The sequence below is a fragment of the Nonomuraea dietziae genome (assembly GCF_014195505.1).
In the GTDB taxonomy this organism is placed as follows: Bacteria; Actinomycetota; Actinomycetes; order Streptosporangiales; family Streptosporangiaceae; genus Nonomuraea; species Nonomuraea roseola.
In genome coordinates this window covers 2,359,041-2,376,924 of the sequence record NZ_JACIBV010000001.1, presented here as the reverse complement: position 1 = coordinate 2,376,924, position 17,884 = coordinate 2,359,041, and the positions used below count along the sequence as shown (strand labels likewise).

The window sequence follows — 17,884 nt, the reverse complement described above, 5'->3', positions numbered from 1 at the left end:
AGGACCCGAACGTCTGCGGAGTGACCGCCGCGATCGCCGTGATCGACGGCAAGTGGAAGTCGACTCTGCTGTGGGCCTTGGAGTCCGGTCCGCACCGTCCGGGCGAGCTGCGCCGGCGCCTGCCGGGCCTCACCGAGAAGGTGCTGACTCAGACGCTGCGGGAGATGGAGACCGACGGACTGATCCACCGGGAGGTACACGATGTACGGCCCCTGAAGACCGTGTACTCCCTGACCGCGTTCGGTCGCGAGCTCTCCGAAGCGCTGGGACCGCTTTCCGATTGGGGCCATCGCCGTCTGGAGAAGCTGGCCGAGTCCCAACTGGTCTCCTGAGACACCGCCAACCTCCCCGTCTTATCTGGATCCAAGGGCGTTTCCGGCCCGCACGACCAAGCTTCAGGCCCTCCTGGCCCGGTCGACAAGTACCCACAAAAAAGTGGCTACCGCAGGCAGCGCGGGGTACCGGTAGGACGACGGTTGCCCGAGGAATCGAACCTGGTTCCTCCGGTGCCAGAGGAACGGAACGTGGTTTCTCCGGTGCCAGAGGAACGGAACGTGGTTTGTCCGGCGGCGATGACCCTGAGACTCTGCGGAAGCCAGGAGTGAGCCACCTGGTCGGCCGGGACCAGACGTTATGACGGACCACTTCCCCTTGAGCCGCTTGCCGCCGCGCGGCCCCGGCCACCAGGGCGCGACCGGCCACCAGGGTGCGGCCCGTTCGCCTTGTCCCGCGTGATCGTCAGCCGACGTACGCACAGCCACGCAGACATGCAGTCGCCGGAAGAAGGCGTCATGACCCATGCAGGCCGCGCTGCGAGCTCACGGTCCAGGCCTCCTAACCCAGCGATCGTTACTCATATTCGCAATAACGTGTCAGTCCCACCACCGAGGGGGCCTGGCCTACCAGCCCACGGTTCTGAGGGCCTCGACCACCAGTCCCCACCACCCGAGGGATCTGGACTACAGGCACACCGCTCGGAGGCCGGACCGCCAGGCACCGTTTGGTGGGTCGGAGCGTCGGAGCCGCTGTTCGGTGGGCCGGAGCGCCAGGCACACCGTTCGGAGGGCCTGGTCGTCCAGGTCCTCCAGGTGTTTGAGCGGCTTCCTCGTGAAATCGATGATTACGAGGCTAGAGGTGCCAGTTGGTGGTCGGGCGGGGGTCGTAGCGGCAGGTGGCGCCTGTGGAGACGGTGGCGCGGAGGTGCGCGGCGAGGGCGGGGTGGAGGCTGTCGAGTTTGCGCAACACATCGCGGATGCGTGCGGTGACCGTCTTGCGGGCGCGTTCCGCCTCGTCGCCGAGTCGGCGTGCCCTCCCGCCGAGGCCCGCTGCCAGGCGCAGCTCCGACAGCAGCGCCTCGCGCTCCCTGTCGAGCTCCGCCGCCCGCCTATCGTCGCCCAGCTCCAGGGCGCGTTCGGTCTCCTCGTCCAGCCGGGTCAGGTGGCTGCGGTAGCGGGCCTTGGCCTCTTCGTCGAGTACGGGGTCGCCGCCCATCCGCCGGGCGGCCACCACCACGTCGCCACCTTCAGGAGCGAGCAGCTGTACGGCAGGCAGCTCCGCGCCTGGCCTGCTCAGCAGCGTGTGGAGGTCGCGAAGGCCCTTGGCGTCGGGCATGTGCACGGTCCGCCCATCGAAGGAGAGCGTCCAAACGGCCCCCTCCCTCCTGAACGCGTTCCCCACAAGCCCCTGTCCACCTGAACCCGACAAGCCCGCCGCACCTGGAGCGAACGTGCCCCCTGAGCCTGCTGGCGTGCCCGAACCAGACGAGCCGCCCGCACTCAGACCAGGCGCGTCGCCTGAACCTGCCGGTCTGCCCGTGCCCGAAGTGGACATGCCCTCCGTACCCAGAGCCGATGAGCGGTTCGAGCCTGACGAGCCGCCCGCATCCAGTGCGGACGAGTCTTCTGAAGCGCCCGGTCTGCCCGCGCCCGAAGCCGGCGAGCCCGCCGAAGCCCGTGAGCTACCCGAGCCTCCGGGTGGGTCAACGGCAGGTGGTCCCGTCGCGAACGAGCCGGTGGCGGAAGGGGAGCCCGACGGCGTGTCAGCGGGTGGCGGGCCAGCCGGGAAAGAGGTGCCCGCGGCAGGCGAGCCCTCGGGCATGCCGACCGGAGACGACGACTCCGGCGTGCTCGGGGGACGTGCGGCACCGGGTGGGTCCCAGGACGGGCCCCGTGGCTGCCCTGTGGCCGTGCCGCCTGCCTGCCGGTCCGCCGCACGGTCGTCGTGCCCCACGCTGTCACGCTCGATCGCCTGCTCCGAGGCGCGCCTCGCGTTCGCCTGCCGTACCCGATCAAGGCGGTCGGGGACGTCGCGGACACCGAGGTCGGCGGCGTCGGCCGCCACCTGTGCCCAGAGGCGCTCGCCGGCCTCCGCGTCGCCAGGCCCCCCACGGGCTGTCAGCGCCGCGCCCAGCCGCAGCCTCGCCTCCATCGACCACGGGCGCGCCCGCAGGAGGTCGGCCGAGCGGGCGGCGGCGGTGAGGGAGGCGATCGCCTCGTCCCACCGTTCCTCGGCCGCCTCCACGGCGCCCATCCAGAGGATGACGGGCCCGCTGACGTCCCAGCCGTAAAGCGAGACGGCCCACTCGTCGAGATGAGGTTCCAGAGCCTCGCGCGCCTGCGCGCACAGGTCGGGGTCGCGGGTGAACGCCGCCGCCTCGGCAAGGAACCGCAGCCACAGGGGGCGCACGCCGTCGTCGGCGGGCTCGGGCACAGCACGCAACAGCGCGGGATCGCCCCCGCCCTGCCTGAACTCCGACAGCGCCTCGAGAAGCCCGGGACACGGATGGCGGCTCGCGCGCAGGCGCTCGTGGACCTCCTCCAGCTCGGAGAAGCGCCCCTGCGCCAGCAGCGTGGCCCACCGGTGGTGTTCGAGCATGTAGCCGAAGTGGGCGTGGCCATGGCCGTGGCCCAGCTCCGACACCTCGCGTGTGAGCGACTCGGCCCTGGCGAAGTTGCCCGTGAGGGTGTCGATGATGCTCTGGTCGATCGAGGTGGACAGCCCGATGTTGAGCTGGTCGCTGGCCTTGCCCATCGCGACGTAGAGGCGGAACTGGTCGTGGAAGCGAGGGTCGCCGAGCTCGAGCAGCGCCACCCAGTGCAGCGCGGAGGTGAAGTGCTCCATCTCGACGTCGCCCCTGCGCCGGGCGAGCCCGCGCAGCTCCTCGGTCAGCTCGACCCGCTGCCTGGCCGTGCCAGGACCCCAGATGGTGTCGTGCACAGCCCACAGGGCGAAGGTCAGCGCCTCGTCGTCTGAGCTGTTCCTGGCCAGAACGCTCACCCGCAGGGCGAGGTCCTGCGCGAGCCGGTCGGGCGACGGGTTGACGGTGGGCAGTTCGCCGACGAGGCTGCGGTGGGCCTCGCGCAGGAGCGCGACGCTGCCGCGGCCGCTCTCCTCGGCCCCGCAGGTCTGGAAGAGGGTGAGTGCGACTCTGGCCAGCAGCTCGGGGTCGTCGAGCTCACGCACGACGGCGATAGCCCTGTCGAAGGCCCGCGCCGACTCCTCGGACTCGCCCGCGTGGTGGAGGAGCCTGCCGAACTCCAGGGCGATCTTGACCAGCCGTCTGGGGTCGCCCGCGCCCGCGAGCTCCATCGCCCTGCGCCAGTGGAGCCGCGACTCCTCCAGGGCCAGCCGCTGGTTGGCCTGTCTGGCCGCGGCGACCAGGAGCTCGGCCGCGAGATCGGGATCGACGTCGCCGCCCGCCAGATAGGCGTGGCGGGCCAGCTCTCCCGGCATCGCGGCGGGCAGGTCGCGCAGGGCATGGACGGCGGCCGCGTGCCGTGCGCGCAGCTCGGCCTGGTCGAGGGAGTCGTAGAGCGTCTCGCGGACCAGATCGTGGGCGAAGGCGAACACCCCGCCGCCCTGCGACCCGACGAGCCGGGCCGCCGCGGCCTGGGCGAGGAGCCTGTCGACCTGGGCCGCGGGCTCGGCGGCGACGGAGGCCAGCACCTGGCGGTGGAACTCACGCCCGAGCACGGCCGCGTCGGTGAGCAGTTTGACCACGGGAGCGGGCAGCAGCGACAGCCGCCGCCACAGGGTGTCGCGCACACCCGGAGGGATCGCCGCCACCGAACCGCCGCTGCGCCACAGCCTGGCGGTCTGCTCGACGAAGAACGGGTTGCCCCCTGTGCGGCGATGGATCTCCTGGACCACGTCGTCGTCGGGCCGGTGGCCGATCGTGCGGGTGACCAGCGCGGCCACCTGCGCGCGGTCGAGGCCGGTGAGCGTGATCACCGTGGCCCGCGCGGCCAGGGGGGACAGCAGCGGACCCAGCGGATGCTCGCCCTGCTCGACCTCCACGTCGCGATAGGTGCCGATCAGCAGCAGCCGCTCGAACCAGGTGTGCTGCGCGGCGAACTCGAGCAGCTTCAGCGACGCGCCGTCGGCCCAGTGGAGGTCGTCGAGGACCACGACCACAGGACGCGACTGCGACAGCGTCACCAGCGCGGTCGTCACCGCGTCGTAGACCTCGAAGGCGTCGGCCGCCTCCGCTCGCGCGCCGTCGCCCAGCAGCGCGGACAGGCTCCCGCCCGCCGCCTCCTCCATCGCGGGCCACTCGCCGCTGCGCCGCAGCGCCCTGATGACCTGCACCCACGGCCAGTAGCCAGGGGCCGCGTCGGAGTGCCAGCACGAGCCGCTCAGCACGAGCGCGCCCTGCCGTCTGGCCTGCTCGGCGGCGCTGGTCACGAGCGTGGTCTTGCCGATGCCCGCCTCACCTGTGACGAGCACCAGACCGCCGTGGCTGCCCGTCACCCTGCTGATCTCGGCGCGCAGCAGCTCGGCAGGGTGCTCCCTGCCGATGAGTTCCGGCCCCGCGTCGTGAGTTCGCATCCTGCTCAGAAGGTAGCGGTTGGTGCCGACAAAAACCCGTGCCCCGGTCTAGAGCAGATCGCCAGAGAGCGCTCTCTCGAGAGCTACAGTAAAGGGCGTGATTCTCTCGGAGATCCATGTCTACCCGATCAAATCGGTGACCGGACGGGCGGTCGACCGCGCCCACGTCCACCCGTGGGGCCTCGAAGGCGATCGCCGCTGGGCCGTGGTCGGCCCCGACGGCGACAACCTCTGGCTCGGCGAGTACCCCCGTCTGCTCGCCGTCACGGCCACCGAGCTCCCTGCGGGCGGCCTGCTGCTGTCCGCGCGGGGCCTGCCCGATCTCAGGGTGCCGCCCGCGGACGGCCCGAGAGTGCCCGTGGGTTTCACCGGCCTCGACCACGCCATGCTGGCCGCGCCCGAGGCGCACGCGTGGTTCACCGAGCTGCTCGGCGTCCCCGCCAGGCTGGTGTGGCTCGACGATCCCGCCCGCCGCTCCGTCGACCCCGCCCACGGCGGACTGCCCGGCGAGGTGGTGAGCTTCGCATGGGACGCCCCGCTGCTGCTCATCACCACGGCCTCCTCGCGCAGGCTCGACGAATGGATCGAGCAGGGCGCCGCCGAACGCGGTGAGGCCTCGGCGGGCCCGCTCTCGCCGCTGCGCTTCAGGCCCAGCGTGATGGTCGAGGGCGCCGAGCCGTTCGAGGAGGACACCTGGCGCGAGGTCCGCATCGGCACGGTCTCCTTCCGCGTCTCCGAGCTGTGCGACCGGTGCGCGGTGACCACCATCGACCCTCACACCTACCGCAAGGGCAAGGAGCCTCTCCGTACGCTCGCCGCGCACCGCAGGTGGGACGGCAAGACCTGGTTCGGCATCCGCCTCGTTCCGCGGGACGTGGGCGAGATCCGGGTGGGAGATCCCGTGATCGCGGGATAGAAGGGGATCCGTGGCGGCCGGTTCCGACCCGGCGGGAGCTCTCAGCCCGTCAGGCGTTTCAGAGCGGTGCGGACCACCGCCGGGTCGCTCGTCCTCCAGAACGGCGGCAGCGAGTTCAGCAGGAACCCGCTGTAACGCGCCGTGGCCAGCCGGGGGTCGAGCACCGCCACCACTCCCTTGTCGTCCTGCGCCCGCAGCAGCCGCCCCGCCCCCTGCGCCAGCAGCAGCGCCGCGTGGTTGGCCGCCACCGCCATGAACCCGTTGCCGCCCTTGGCCACCACGTGCCGCTGCCTGGCGGAGGTGAGCGGATCGTCGGGCCTGGGGAACGGCACCCTGTCGATGATCACCAGCCGCAGCGACGGCCCGGGCACGTCCACGCCCTGCCACAGCGACAGCGTGCCGAACAGGCACGTCGGCTCGTCCTCGGCGAACTGCTTGACCAGCAGCATCGTCGAGTCGTCGCCCTGGCACAGCAGCGGGACGTCGAGCCTGTCGCGCAGCGCCTCGGTGGCGGCCTTGGCCGCCCGCATGGAGGAGAACAGCCCCAGCGTGCGCCCGCCGGCCGCCTCGATCAGCTCGGCGATCTCGTCGAGGTAGGCCTGCGGCAGCCCGTCGCGCCCCGGCTGGGGCAGGTGCTTGGCGACGTAGAGGATGCCCGCGCGCGGATGGTCGAAGGGCGAGCCGACGTCGATGCCCGTCCACCCGCGCTTACGGCTGTCGCTCTCTCCTCCCGAGCTCCTTCGCTCCGGGTCGCCGAGCCCCCACTGCTTGGCCAGGCCGTCGAAGGTGCCGCCCAGCGCGAGCGTGGCCGAGGTGAGCACCACGGTGCGCTCGCCGAACAGCTTGTCGCGCAGCATGCCGCCCACGCTCAGCGGCGCCACGCGCAGCGTCGCCGGACGCCGGTCGGTGCTGCCGTCGAGCCACACCACCTCCGCCCTGTCGACCTCGGTGGCGTGGCCGTAGGCCTCGAGCATGCGCACGGCGGTGTCGTGCACCTCGTCGAGCGCGGTGAAGGCCGCCTTGCGCTGGCCGGCCTTGTCAGGGTCGTCCTTGTCGGCGCCGCGCGAGCCCATCGCCGTGAGACATCTGGCGGCGCTGTCGCGCACGAGGGCCAGGGTGAGGCCGAGCACCTCGGGAAGCTCGTCGATGCGGCCGGGCGGCGCCGCCTCCAGCAGCGCCTTGAGGTCTTCGCCCGCCTCGAGGAGCTGGTCGGCGATCGGCTGCTCGATGAGCCTGCCGACCCGCCGTACGGCCAGCGCGATCGCCGCCTCCGACAGCTCGTCGGTCACCACCGAGGTGACCCTGTCGACCAGCTCGTGCGCCTCGTCGACGACCACCACCTCGTGTTCGGGCAGGATCGCCATGCCCTCCATGGCGTCGATCGCCAGCAGCGCGTGGTTGGTGACCACCACGTCGACCTCTCCCGCGCGCGCCTTGGCGAGCTCGGCGAAGCACTCGGCGCCGCTCGGGCAGCGCTGGGCGCCCAGGCACTCCTTGGCGCTCACCGAGAACTGCCGCCAGGCCTGCTCGTTGACGCCGGGGACCAGCTCGTCGCGGTCACCCGTGGTCGTCTCCTCCGCCCACTCCTGGATGCGCTGGACCATCCGGCCCGTCGCGCTCACCTCGCGCGGATCGAAGAGCTGGTCCTGCTCCTCCTCGGGCCACCCCGCCGTCGCCTTGTAGCGGCACAGGTAGTTGCGCCGCCCCTTGAGGATGGCGAAGGTCGGCTCGTGCGGCAGCTCCTTGCCCAGGGTCTCGGCCAGGCGCGGCAGGTCGCGGTCGACGAGCTGGCGCTGCAGCGCGATGGTGGCGGTGGAGACCACCACGGGGGAGTCGGACTCCATCGCGTGCCTGATCGACGGCACCAGGTAGGCCAGCGACTTGCCGGTGCCCGTGCCGGCCTGGACGGCGAGGTGCTCCTCGTCGTCGATGGCCTTCTGCACGGCCTTGACCATGGTGATCTGCCCAGGCCGGTCGCTCCCTCCCAGGGCGCCCACGGCGATGGATAGCAGCTCTTCGACTGGAGGGAGAGTGGAGTCCGGCACGGCAGAAACCGTACCCGCTCGCGGTGACAGAACGCGCAGTCATCGGGCGGACGCATCCTGGCGTTCCAGGCCCCGTCGGCCGTTCCCCGTGGCACACTTGCGGAGATAACCCGCCAGGTCAAAGAAGATCTTCCTGCTGTGGCGTGTGGGGCCCGAGGTGGGGGCGTAAGGCCCGTTTCGCTAGGGTTTCTGAAGGTTGAGTGGACGAATAAAGGCTGGTTAAAGCAGTATGTCTGCCATGTCGGAAGTTGTCCCGTTGCCGTCGTTCGGCGAAGTGTTCTTCGATGCACGAGGTCAGGAGCGGTGTCTCCGGGTCACGTGGCACGAGGGCACCCTGGTGCTCAGCCTGTGGCGAGGGGAGATGTGCACCGGCAGTTTCCGGATGCCGATGGAAGACGTCGGGCGGCTGCTCGACACCCTCGATGACGGCTACGCGGAGGCCACCGGCGAGCAGCCGCCCGTCGTGGTCGAGCCCCCCGTGGAGGTGGGCGAGTATCCGGGGACGGGCACGTACCACCGGCCGCCGCCCTTCGAGCACGACCCGCAGCGCCCACAGCACGACGACAGGCCCACGGCCACGCTCGCGCCCAGCGACGTCCTCGTCGCCAGGGGGGCGCCGCCGCAGCAGGACAAGCTCGTCGCCACGGCCTACCAGGACCAGCGCGAGCCCGTGATCGGCGCCGACGGCAGGCCACGCGCCGCCGAGCCGCAGGCGGCCAGGGCCGCCGACCCGCTGGGCGGGCCCGGCTACCAGATGCCCGACTACCAGCTGCCCGTCGAGCGCTCGCCCCAGTCGACCGACCCGTTCGGCTTCCCCGGGCAGGGCGGCGCCCACCAGCAGACCCCCTCCGACCCGTTCGCCGCGCAGCAGCCCCTTCACCAGGCGGCCACGCAGCAGCTTCCGGTCCACCAGGACCCCTACACCCAGCCGCCGCAGCAGGCCGCCCCCGCGCCGTACACCGACCCCTTCTCGCCGCCGCCCCAGCGCGCGCAGAGCGCCCCGGCGGTCCCGGGCGCGGCGGGTCTCGGCACGCCCATGCACGGCATCCCCGGAGCGGGCCGCAGGCCCGTCGCCGAGGCCTACCCGCAGCCCGAGCCGTACACCCAGCAGGACCAGTACGTCCAGCACGAGCAGTACGCCCAGCCCGAGCGGTACGCCCAGCCTGACCAGTACGGCAAGCCGGATCAGTACGGGCAGTCTGACCAGTACGGCCGGCCCGGCCAGTACCCGCCACCCGAGCAGTACGGCGGCCAGCAGCCCGGCTACCCGCAGTCGCCGCTGAACCCCGCCGACCCGCTCGGCCTCGGTCCTGGCGCCTACCAGACGCAGCCGCCGCACCAGCAGCCCGACCCGAGCATGCACCGCCCCTACGTCAACGACCAGATGTTCGTCACCGGCGAGCGCCTGCGCCCCGAGCAGCAGCACCAGGAAGACAGGACCGAACGCCGCGAGTGGTGATCGCCACGCCCCTGTCTAAGATGTCCCCGTGCCGAGTGAGAATCGTGCCGCGGGCCTGACCTGGCCCGCTGCCTAGCAGGGGGAGCGCGTGGAAGCGTCGACCGGCCTTTACTGGCTGCTCGTGGCGGGCGGGGCGATCGCGGTCGCCTGGGTGGCCAGGCGAAGGGGCTGGCCCGCTCCGCTGCTGCTGGTGCTGGCAGGGTTGGTGGTCTCGCCGCTCGTGCCCTCCATCAAGCTGGAGCCCGAGCTCATCCTCTACGTGTTCCTGCCGCCGCTGCTCTACTCGGCGGCGCTGGAGAGCTCCTACCTCAGCCTGCGCGAGAACAAGCGGGCGATCGGCATGCTCTCGATCGGCCTGGTGCTGTTCACCACGCTGGTCGTCGGCGGCGTGGTGCATCTGCTGCTGCCCGACCTGCCCCTGGCCGCCGCGTTCGCGCTGGGCGCGATCATCGCCCCTCCCGACGCCGTCGCCGCCGTCGCGGTCGGGCGCAGGCTCGGCCTGCCGCGCAGGCCGCTGACCATCCTCATCGGCGAGAGCCTGTTCAACGACGCCACGGCGCTGACCGTCTACCGCGTCGCCATCGGCGCGGTCGTGGGACACGGCATCAGCCTGATCGAGGGGGTCGGCGAGTTCCTCTACACCGCCGTCGGCGGCGTGCTGATCGGCCTCGCCGTCGCGCTGGCGTCCGGCTGGCTGCTGGGGCGGACGCGCGACGCGCTGGTCGAGAACACCGTGATGCTGCTGATCCCGTTCGCCACCTATCTGGGCGCCGAGTCGGTGCACGCCTCAGGCGTGATCGCGGTGGTGATCGTCGGGCTCTACCTCGGCTACCGGATGCACCGCACCGGCGCGGGCACCCGGGTGCTGCTGTCATCGGTGTGGAAGGTCGTCGACTTCATGCTGGAGTCGATCGTCTTCGCGCTGATCGGCCTGCAGCTGGTGCCGGTGCTCAGCGGGCTGGCGGGCCGCAGCCCATGGGAGGTGGCGGGCTACGTGCTGGCCATCTTCGCCGTCACCGTGCTGGCCAGGTTCGTCTGGGTCTTCCCCTCGGCCTACCTGCCGCTGCTGTGGCTGAAGAGCGCGCCGAGGCCGCCGTGGCAGCACGTGGTCATCGTCGGCTGGGCGGGCATGCGCGGCGTGGTCTCGCTGGCGGCCGCCTTCGCCATCCCCGAGGGCTTCCCCGAGCGCGACCTGCTGCTCTTCCTGACCTTCAGCACCGTCATCCTCACCCTGCTGGTTCAGGGCCTGACCTTCCCCACGCTGATCAGGAAGCTGCGCGTCTCGAGCGAGCGCGAGGAGTACGAGGACAACCTGTCGGAGGCCGCCGCCCAGCAGGCCGCCGTCGAGGCGGGCCTGGCCAGGCTGGAGGAGGTGCTGCGTGAGGAGCCCGGCGACCAGATCCACGGCGAGGTCATCGACATGCTGCGGCAGAAGTCGGAGCGGCGCGCCCTCACCGCCTGGGAGCGCCTGGGCGGCGGCACCGGCCAGGGCGGCGCGGAGACGCCCAGCCGCCTCTACCGGCGCCTGCGCAGGGAGATGCTCGCCGCCGAGCGCGAGGTGCTCGTCAGGCTGCGCGACGAGCGAAGGCTGGACGACGAGGTGCTCCGCCGGGTGACGGCGGAGCTCGACTTCGAAGAGGCGATCCTCGAGCGCTAGCGCTAGCTGTACTGCCCAGGCAGGTTGGTTGAGATTGTGTGACGACATGGTCTGAATCTGCGATGACGAAGGCCTCCGGTTGTGGAGTGGAGCTGTCTAGGAACCGCTCCGCCAACAGGAGGCCTTCGTGTCCCACGCTAATGCCGCTTTGACTCCTCGCGCACGTCTTCGGCTGGCGCGCTTGATCGTCGATGACGGCTGGCCGATCGCCAGAGCCGCGGAGCGTTATGACGTGTCCTGGCCGACCGCCAAGCGGTGGGCCGGTCGTTACGCCCAGCACGGTGCGGCCGCGATGGCCGATCGGTCCTCCAGGCCACACCGCAGCCCGTCCAGGACGCCGCAGCCGGTAGTACGCAAGATCGTGCACCTGCGATGGAAGCAGCGTCTGGGCCCGGTCCAGATCGCCGGGCGGCTCGGCATGCCGGCCTCGACCGTGCACGCCGTCCTGAGCAGGTGCCGGATCAACCGGCTCTCACACATCGACCGCGCCACCGGCGAGGCGATCAGACGCTACGAGCACGACCGGCCCGGCGCGATGCTGCACGTCGACGTCAAGAAACTCGGCAACATCCCCGATGGCGGCGGCTGGCGCTACCTCGGCAGAGTCCAAGGCGAGCGCAACCGAGAGGCCACCGCTCGCCGCACCGGCGCCCGCAACACCCGCTATGAGCCCCGCATCGGCACCGCCTTCGTGCACACCGTCGTCGATGACCACTCACGCGTTGCCTACGCCGAAATCCGTGACGATGAGAGAGCCGCCACCGCGATCGACGTCCTGCGCAACGCCGTTGCCTGGTTCGCCGAACGCGGTGTCACCATCCAGCGGGTGCTCAGCGACAACGGATCGGCCTACAAATCCCACGCCTGGCGTGATGCGTGCGCCGAACTCGGCATCCGGCCCAAGAAGACCCGCCCCTACCGCCCTCAGACCAACGGCAAAGTCGAACGCTTCCACCGCACCCTGGCAGACGGCTGGGCCCTGGGGCGCTTCTACACCTCAGAACGAGCACGCCGCAAAGCCCTACCGGCTTGGCTCCATCACTACAATCACCACCGGCCCCACACCGCTACCGGCGGCAAACCACCCATCACCAGGTTGACCAACGTCCCTGGGCAGTACAGCTAGCCCATGGTGTTGTCGGTGAAGCACCACCGCCAGTCCTCGCCCGGCTCGAACGACTGCATGACCGGATGACCCACCATGCGGAAGTGGCTGGAGGCGTGCTTGCCGGGCGAGGAGTCGCAGCAGCCGATGTGCCCGCAGTCGAGGCAGCGCCGCAGATGCACCCAGCGGCCCCCCGTGGCCAGACACTCCTCGCAGCCCTCCGGTGTACGCGGGGAAGGGTCTCCTGCCTTGGAAAGATGCTCGCAAATTGCCATGACAGGAAGCTTAGAACCAGAACAGGGTTCCAATTTGGTCGCACCCCTTGATCGAGCGCTTGGTGAAGGCGACCCTTTCTCTCATCGGGGGGTCGCCACCTAGGAGGCCCGCTTGCTTGAGGTTCGCAATCTCGAGGTCGTGTACGACGATGTGATGCTCGTGCTGCGCGGCGTCAGTCTCACCGTGCCGCCCGGCTCGATCGTCGCGCTGCTCGGCGCCAACGGCGCGGGCAAGACCACTCTCCTGCGCGCCCTGTCGGGCCTGCTCGACGTGCACGACGGAGAGATCACCAAAGGCTCCGTCACCCTGGACGGCAGGCCGCTCCACACCCTGAGACCCGCCCAGATCGTCAGGCGGGGCGTCAGCCAGGTCATGGAGGGCCGCCGCATCCTGGCCGAGCTCACCGTCGAGGAGAACCTCAAGGTCGGCGGACACACCGCCACCGAGTCGCACCTGGACCGCGTCTACGGTCTGTTCCCCGTCCTCAAGCAGCGGCGCAGGAGCGTGTCGGGCTACCTGTCGGGCGGCGAGCAGCAGATGCTCGCGGTCGGCAGGGCGCTCATGGCGGGCCCCCGCTACCTGCTGATGGACGAGCCGAGCCTCGGCCTCGCGCCCGCGCTGGTCGGGCAGATCCGCGACCTCATCATCGAGATCAACAAGCAGGGCACGACCGTCCTGCTGGTCGAGCAGAACGCCACCATGGCCCTGTCGATCGCCGCCCACGGCTACGTGATGGAGACCGGCAAGATCGTCATGGACAAGCCCGCGGCCGAGTTGCTGGCCGACGAGGACATCAAGGAGTTCTACCTGGGCCTGGGCGCCGAGGGAGCCGCCAAGTCCTTCAGGGACGTCAAGCACTACAAGAGAAGGAAGCGGTGGCTCTCATGACCGCCCCCGAACCCCCCGGCGCGCCCGACGTCCTCGACGTGCGGGACGTGCGGCTCTCGTTCGCCGGTGTGAAGGCGATCGACGGCGTCTCCTTCACCGTCGGCCCCACCGAGCTGTTCGCCGTGATCGGCCCCAACGGCGCGGGCAAGACCTCCATCTTCAACGTGCTGTCCGGCGTCTACCGCCCGCAGCAGGGCGGTGTCACCTTCCTCGGCGCCGACCTGCTCGGCAGGCGCCCGCACGAGATCGCCGCCATGGGCCTGGCCCGCACCTTCCAGAACGTCGAGCTGTTCCACAACCTGACCGTCCTGGACAACCTGATGCTCGGCCGCCACTGCCACTTCCGCTACGGCGCGCTGCCCGCCGTCCTCTGGTACGGCAAAGCGCGCAGGGAGGAGCTCGAGGCGAGGGCCAGGATCGAGGACATCGTCGACTTCCTCGAACTGGAGGCCTGGCGCAGGCACCCGGTGCGGCTGCTGCCCTACGGGGTGCAGAAGAGGGTGGAGCTGGGCCGCGCCCTGGCGATGGAGCCCAAGCTGCTGCTGCTCGACGAGCCCGTGGCCGGGATGAACCTGGAGGAGACCGAGGACATGGCCAGGTTCGTCCTGGACATCCGCGACGAGCTCGGCATCCCCATCGTGCTCGTCGACCACGACATGGGCCTGGTCATGGACCTGGCCGACCGGGTGCTCGTGCTCGACTTCGGCCGTCAGGTCGCGCTCGGCACGCCCGCGCGGGTGCAGCAGGACCCCAAGGTCATCGAGGCGTACCTGGGAGGCGCCGCATGACAATGACGGCAACGAGAACGCAGACCATCGCCACCAGGGTGCGCCGCAGGGCCGAGGAGAGCCCTGGCGCGGTCGCGATGCGCTACAAGGACTTCGGCATCTGGAAGGAGGCCGGCTGGCTCACCTACTGGACGCACGTCGAGCTGGTGGCGCACGCCCTGATGGCGCTGGGGGTGCAGCCCGGCGACAGGGTGGCCGTCCACTCGGAGAACAGACCCGAGTGGCTCTACGCCGACCTGGCCACCGTCGCGATCAGGGGCATCACGGTCGGCCTCTACCCGACCAACCCGCCCGCCGAGGTGGCCTACCTGCTGTCGAACTCGGGCGCGAAGATTCTCATCGCCGAGGACCAGGAGCAGGTCGACAAGGCCTTGGCGGTCATCGACGAGTGCCCCGACCTCGAACGCATCGTCTACCTGGAACCGCGCGGCATCAGAGGGCGCTACGACGACCCGCGGCTGATGTCGTGGGAGGAACTGCTGGCCATGGGCGCCGAGCGGGCGGGTCCCCTGGAGGAGCGGATGGCGAGCGCCGAACCGGGCGACGTCATGACGCTCATCTACACCTCGGGGACCACGGGCCCGCCAAAGGGGGTCATGCTGACCGTGGCGAACGTGGAGTTCGCGGTGCGGACGCTGGTCGAGAACGGCGGCTTCACCTCGCCTCCGCCCTCGGAGCGCGACCTGATCGTCTCCTACCTGCCGCTGTGCCACGTCGCCGAGCGCGCCTTCACGGTCTGGTTCAACTCGGCCGCCGGCGTGCAGGTGAACTTCGCCGAGTCCATCGACACCGTGCAGGCCAACCTGCGAGAGGTGCAGCCGACCATCCTGTTCGGCGTGCCGCGCATCTGGGAGAAGATCCTCGCGCAGGTCAACATCAAGATCGACTCGGCCTCCCCGCTGAAGCGGCTCACCACCCGCCTCTGGCTGCGCGTGGCCGACCGCATCGGCGACACCCTCGTGCGCACGGGCGGCAGGCACACCATGGGCACCAGGGCCCTCTACGGCCTGGGCTGGCTGATGTGCTACCGCTCGCTGCGCGAGCGCCTCGGCATGCGCCGCGTCCGCTACGCGGCCTCGGGCGCCGCGCCCATCGCGCCTGACGTGCTCAAGTTCTACATGGGCATCGGCGTGGCCATGCACGAGGTGTACGGCATGAGCGAGAACACCGCGATCGCCACCGGCAACCGTCCGGGCAGGATCAGGCTCGGCACGGTCGGCGAGCCCCAGGAGGGCGTCGAGCTCAGGATCGACGAGCTGACGGGGGAGATCCTCACCAGGCACCCCGGCACCTTCGCCGGATACTGGCGCAATCCCCGCGCCACCGCCGACGTGCTGGACGAGGACGGCTGGCTGCACACCGGCGACGTCGGCGAATGGGTCGAGGGCACGCACGTGCGCATCACCGACAGGATGAAGGACATCCTCATCACCGCCGGCGGCAAGAACGTCGCGCCCAGCGAGATGGAGAACGCGCTGAAGGCCTCGCCGTACATCAAGGAGGCGGTGGTGATCGGCGACCAGCGGCCCTACCTGGTGGCGCTGATCGGCATCGAGCTCGACACCGTGGGGGAGTGGGCGCGCAGGCGCGGCCTGTCCTACACCACCTACAGGGACCTGTCGGAGAAGAGCGAGGTGCGTGAGCTGGTGCAGGGCATCGTCGACGAGGTCAACCAGAGGTTCGCCAGGGTCGAGCAGGTCAGGCGCTTCGCCTTCCTGCCCAAGGAGCTCGACCACGAGGACGGCGAGCTCACCGCCACCCAGAAGGTCAAGCGCTCGGCCATCGCCAAGCTGTTCGAGGAGCTCGTCGAAGGGATGTACCGCCGGTGACGGACGTGGTGGAGTCGGTCATCAGGGGCCTGGGCAACGGCTCGGTCTACGCGCTGCTCGCCCTCGGTTTCGTGATCATCTACAAGGCGACCAGGGTCATCAGCTTCGCCCAGCCGTCGCTGATGCTGGCGGGGGCCGTCGCGGTCAGCTACCTGGCCGAGGTCACCGGGTTCTACCTGGCGGTGCTCCTGGCGGGGCTGCTGATCGCGGGGGTCGCGCTGGTGATCGAGCGCGTCGCGATCAGGCCCATGGTGGGCCGTCCCTTCTTCGTGGTCGCGATCATCACGCTCGGCGTCGACGTGGTGGTGCGGGTGGTCGTGAACGCCTTCATCGGGCGCGACGTGCGGCAGATGGGCGACCCCTGGGGCTTCACGCAGGTCTCCTTCGGCCCGTTCGTGGTGCAGACCAGGTGGCTGGCCATGCTCCTGGTCACGGCCGTGCTCGTCGGCCTGCTGTTCGCCTTCTTCCGCTACACCAGGTACGGCCTGGCCATGCGGGCGGCCGCCTTCGACCAGGAGACCGCGCTCGCCCAGGGGGTCTCGGTCGGCATGGTGTTCGCGCTGTCGTGGGGGCTGGCCGGCTTCCTCGCCGCGATCGCAGGCATGTTCGTCGGCACGGGCCAGGGCGTGGAGCAGCTGACCTGGATCATCGCGCTCAAGGCGCTGCCTGCGATCATCGTCGGCGGGCTCGACTCACTCGGCGGAGCGGTGGTCGGCGGCCTCGCGATCGGCGTGGTCGAGTCGCTGTTCCAGAGCTACCAGGGCCAGCTCGCGCCGTGGCTGGGACAGAACTTCGCGGTGGTCACGCCGTACGTGGTGATGCTGGTGGTGCTGCTCATCAGACCCTACGGCCTGTGGGGCACCAAAGAGGTGGAGCGGGTATGAGCGACAGGGAATCGCCGACGAAGGAACGGCGCCCGTGGAAGCAGGGGCGCCCGCCCATGGCCTGGGCCGCCGACATACCGACCGGACGGTCTCGCAGACCCCGTGGGCGCCCGCTGCTCTACACCTCCTACAGCCAGGACATGGCGCTGCTCGACACCGGGGCCAAGAAGGTCTGGACCGGGCTGCTGGTGCTGGTGGCGTTCGGGCTGTCGGTCGTGCTGGCCGACCGCTCGCTGGAGGTGCTGGCGGGCGCGTACGTGCTGGCGATCGGGGCGATCGGGCTCAACATCGTCACCGGCTACGCGGGCCAGGTCTCGCTCGGCCACGCCTTCTTCGTCGCCATCGGCGCCTACACGGGCGCGGCGCTGTCGGGGCCGCCCGGCGGCAGGACGCTCGGGTTCGGCGTCGCGGAGATCTGGATCTGGCTGCCGGCCGCGGGGCTGATGGCCGCCGCGGCAGGCGTGCTGGTCGCGCCGCTGGCCACCAGGTTGCGCGGGCTCTACCTGGCCGTCGTCACGCTCGGCCTGGTCTTCCTCGGCGAGCACATCTTCAAGGAGTGGGACGCCCTGACGGGAGGGCCCGGCGTCGGCCGCTCGGCCGCGGTGCCGCAGCTGTTCGGCGTGCGTCTCGACCAGGACGGGCCGCTCGGCACCCGGGAGCAGCTGCTCTACCTGCTGATGCTGGTCCTGCTCATCGTCTTCGCCGTCGCCGCGCGCAACCTGGCGCGCTCGCGCATCGGCAGGGCGTTCATGGCCATCCGTGACCGCGACATCGCCGCCGAGGTCATGGGGGTGCCGCTGACCAGGTACAAGGTGCTGGCCTTCGGCATCTCCTCCTTCTACGCCGGCTGCGCGGGCGCGCTGCTCTACAGCATCAGCGGCTACGTGGAGCCCGGCTCCTTCAGCCTGCTGCTGTCGGTGCAGTTCATCGCGATGGTGCTGATCGGCGGGGTGGCCACCGTGTCCGGCGCGATCGCGGGCGCGCTGTTCATCTCGCTGCTGCAGCCGCTGACCAGGTCGCTGCCCGCGCTGGTGCCGTTCGTCAGCGCCGACACGACGGTCACTCCCAACGTCTTCCAGGTCGAGACCGTGCTGTACGGCCTGCTGATCATCCTCTTCCTGGTCTTCGAGCCGCGTGGTCTGTTCGGCGTCTGGATCCGCGTCCGCAACTACTGGAAGAGCTGGCCCTTCTCCTACTAAGAGAGGAAATT

At 70.5% G+C, this 17,884-nt stretch carries 13 protein-coding genes; 10 read left to right on the top strand and 3 right to left on the bottom strand.

Translation table 11 applies throughout. The features are described 5' to 3' along the window. The first annotated feature begins 20 nt into the window (after positions 1 to 20). Positions 21 to 332, top strand: a complete 312-nt coding sequence (locus FHR33_RS11430; RefSeq protein WP_312895470.1) for a winged helix-turn-helix transcriptional regulator — start codon at positions 21 to 23, stop codon at positions 330 to 332. Between the two features lie 796 nt (positions 333 to 1,128). On the opposite strand, the gene FHR33_RS11425 is transcribed toward FHR33_RS11430, so the two are convergent. Then, entirely contained in the window at positions 1,129 to 4,827 is a 3,699-nt protein-coding gene (locus FHR33_RS11425; protein WP_183645933.1) for an ATP-binding protein, read from the bottom strand. Between the two features lie 97 nt (positions 4,828 to 4,924). On the opposite strand from FHR33_RS11425, the gene FHR33_RS52545 reads away from it, so the two are divergent. After that, a complete protein-coding gene (locus FHR33_RS52545) occupies positions 4,925 to 5,743 on the top strand; it encodes an MOSC domain-containing protein (protein WP_183645931.1) in 819 nt (272 codons plus the stop codon). A gap of 41 nt (positions 5,744 to 5,784) precedes the next feature. Here FHR33_RS52545 and FHR33_RS11415 read toward each other — a convergent pair whose 3' ends face one another. Further along, a complete protein-coding gene (locus tag FHR33_RS11415) occupies positions 5,785 to 7,788 on the bottom strand; it encodes an ATP-dependent DNA helicase (RefSeq protein ID WP_183645929.1) in 2,004 nt (667 codons plus the stop codon). A 238-nt stretch (positions 7,789 to 8,026) separates the two neighbouring features. On the opposite strand from FHR33_RS11415, the gene FHR33_RS11410 reads away from it, so the two are divergent. From FHR33_RS11410 to FHR33_RS11400, 3 genes are all read left to right on the top strand, one after another. Beyond that, on the top strand, positions 8,027 to 9,247 hold the full coding sequence (locus FHR33_RS11410) for a polyadenylate binding domain-containing protein (protein WP_183645927.1): 1,221 nt from the start codon (positions 8,027 to 8,029) through the stop codon (positions 9,245 to 9,247). 88 nt (positions 9,248 to 9,335) lie between these two features. Next, positions 9,336 to 10,904: a Na+/H+ antiporter gene (locus FHR33_RS11405; RefSeq protein WP_183645926.1), complete on the top strand. Its 1,569-nt coding sequence runs from the start codon at positions 9,336 to 9,338 to the stop codon at positions 10,902 to 10,904. A gap of 127 nt (positions 10,905 to 11,031) precedes the next feature. Then, entirely contained in the window at positions 11,032 to 12,030 is a 999-nt protein-coding gene (locus tag FHR33_RS11400) for an IS481 family transposase (RefSeq protein WP_183645924.1), read from the top strand. Here FHR33_RS11400 and FHR33_RS51710 read toward each other — a convergent pair. Continuing rightward, the gene (locus tag FHR33_RS51710) at positions 12,027 to 12,284 is read right to left on the bottom strand and encodes a UBP-type zinc finger domain-containing protein (protein ID WP_183645923.1); all 258 of its coding nucleotides are present in this window, start codon (positions 12,282 to 12,284) and stop codon (positions 12,027 to 12,029) included. The genes FHR33_RS11400 and FHR33_RS51710 overlap by 4 nt on opposite strands. Before the next feature lie 112 nt (positions 12,285 to 12,396). Between FHR33_RS51710 and FHR33_RS11390 the strand changes: the two genes are divergently transcribed. From FHR33_RS11390 to FHR33_RS11370, 5 genes are read left to right on the top strand one after another with little or no spacing between them, the layout of a single operon-like run. Further along, positions 12,397 to 13,173 (top strand): ABC transporter ATP-binding protein, encoded by a 777-nt coding sequence (locus tag FHR33_RS11390; RefSeq protein WP_183645921.1) that lies wholly within the window; start codon positions 12,397 to 12,399, stop codon positions 13,171 to 13,173. After that, entirely contained in the window at positions 13,170 to 13,961 is a 792-nt protein-coding gene (locus tag FHR33_RS11385; RefSeq protein WP_183660009.1) for an ABC transporter ATP-binding protein, read from the top strand. The genes FHR33_RS11390 and FHR33_RS11385 overlap by 4 nt, the downstream gene beginning before the upstream one ends. After that, entirely contained in the window at positions 13,958 to 15,790 is a 1,833-nt protein-coding gene (locus tag FHR33_RS11380; RefSeq protein ID WP_183645919.1) for an AMP-dependent synthetase/ligase, read from the top strand. The genes FHR33_RS11385 and FHR33_RS11380 overlap by 4 nt, the downstream gene beginning before the upstream one ends. Beyond that, a complete protein-coding gene (locus FHR33_RS11375) occupies positions 15,787 to 16,674 on the top strand; it encodes a branched-chain amino acid ABC transporter permease (protein ID WP_183645917.1) in 888 nt (295 codons plus the stop codon). The genes FHR33_RS11380 and FHR33_RS11375 overlap by 4 nt, the downstream gene beginning before the upstream one ends. Then, the gene (locus tag FHR33_RS11370) at positions 16,671 to 17,873 is read left to right on the top strand and encodes a branched-chain amino acid ABC transporter permease (RefSeq protein WP_221241056.1); all 1,203 of its coding nucleotides are present in this window, start codon (positions 16,671 to 16,673) and stop codon (positions 17,871 to 17,873) included. Before FHR33_RS11375 ends, FHR33_RS11370 begins: the two co-directional genes overlap by 4 nt. Positions 17,874 to 17,884: the final 11 nt, after the last annotated feature.

Bases quoted from the DNA above. Each gene is read 5' to 3' on its own strand.
- FHR33_RS11425 (WP_183645933.1), bottom strand. From the start codon at position 4,827: ATGCGAACTCACGACGCGGGGCCGGAACTCATCGGCAGGGAGCACCCT.
- FHR33_RS51710 (WP_183645923.1), bottom strand. From the start codon at position 12,284: ATGGCAATTTGCGAGCATCTTTCCAAGGCAGGAGACCCTTCCCCGCGT.
- FHR33_RS11385 (WP_183660009.1), top strand. From the start codon at position 13,170: ATGACCGCCCCCGAACCCCCCGGCGCGCCCGACGTCCTCGACGTGCGG.
- FHR33_RS11370 (WP_221241056.1), top strand. From the start codon at position 16,671: ATGAGCGACAGGGAATCGCCGACGAAGGAACGGCGCCCGTGGAAGCAG.
- FHR33_RS11380 (WP_183645919.1), top strand. From the start codon at position 13,958: ATGACAATGACGGCAACGAGAACGCAGACCATCGCCACCAGGGTGCGC.
- FHR33_RS11410 (WP_183645927.1), top strand. From the start codon at position 8,027: ATGTCGGAAGTTGTCCCGTTGCCGTCGTTCGGCGAAGTGTTCTTCGAT.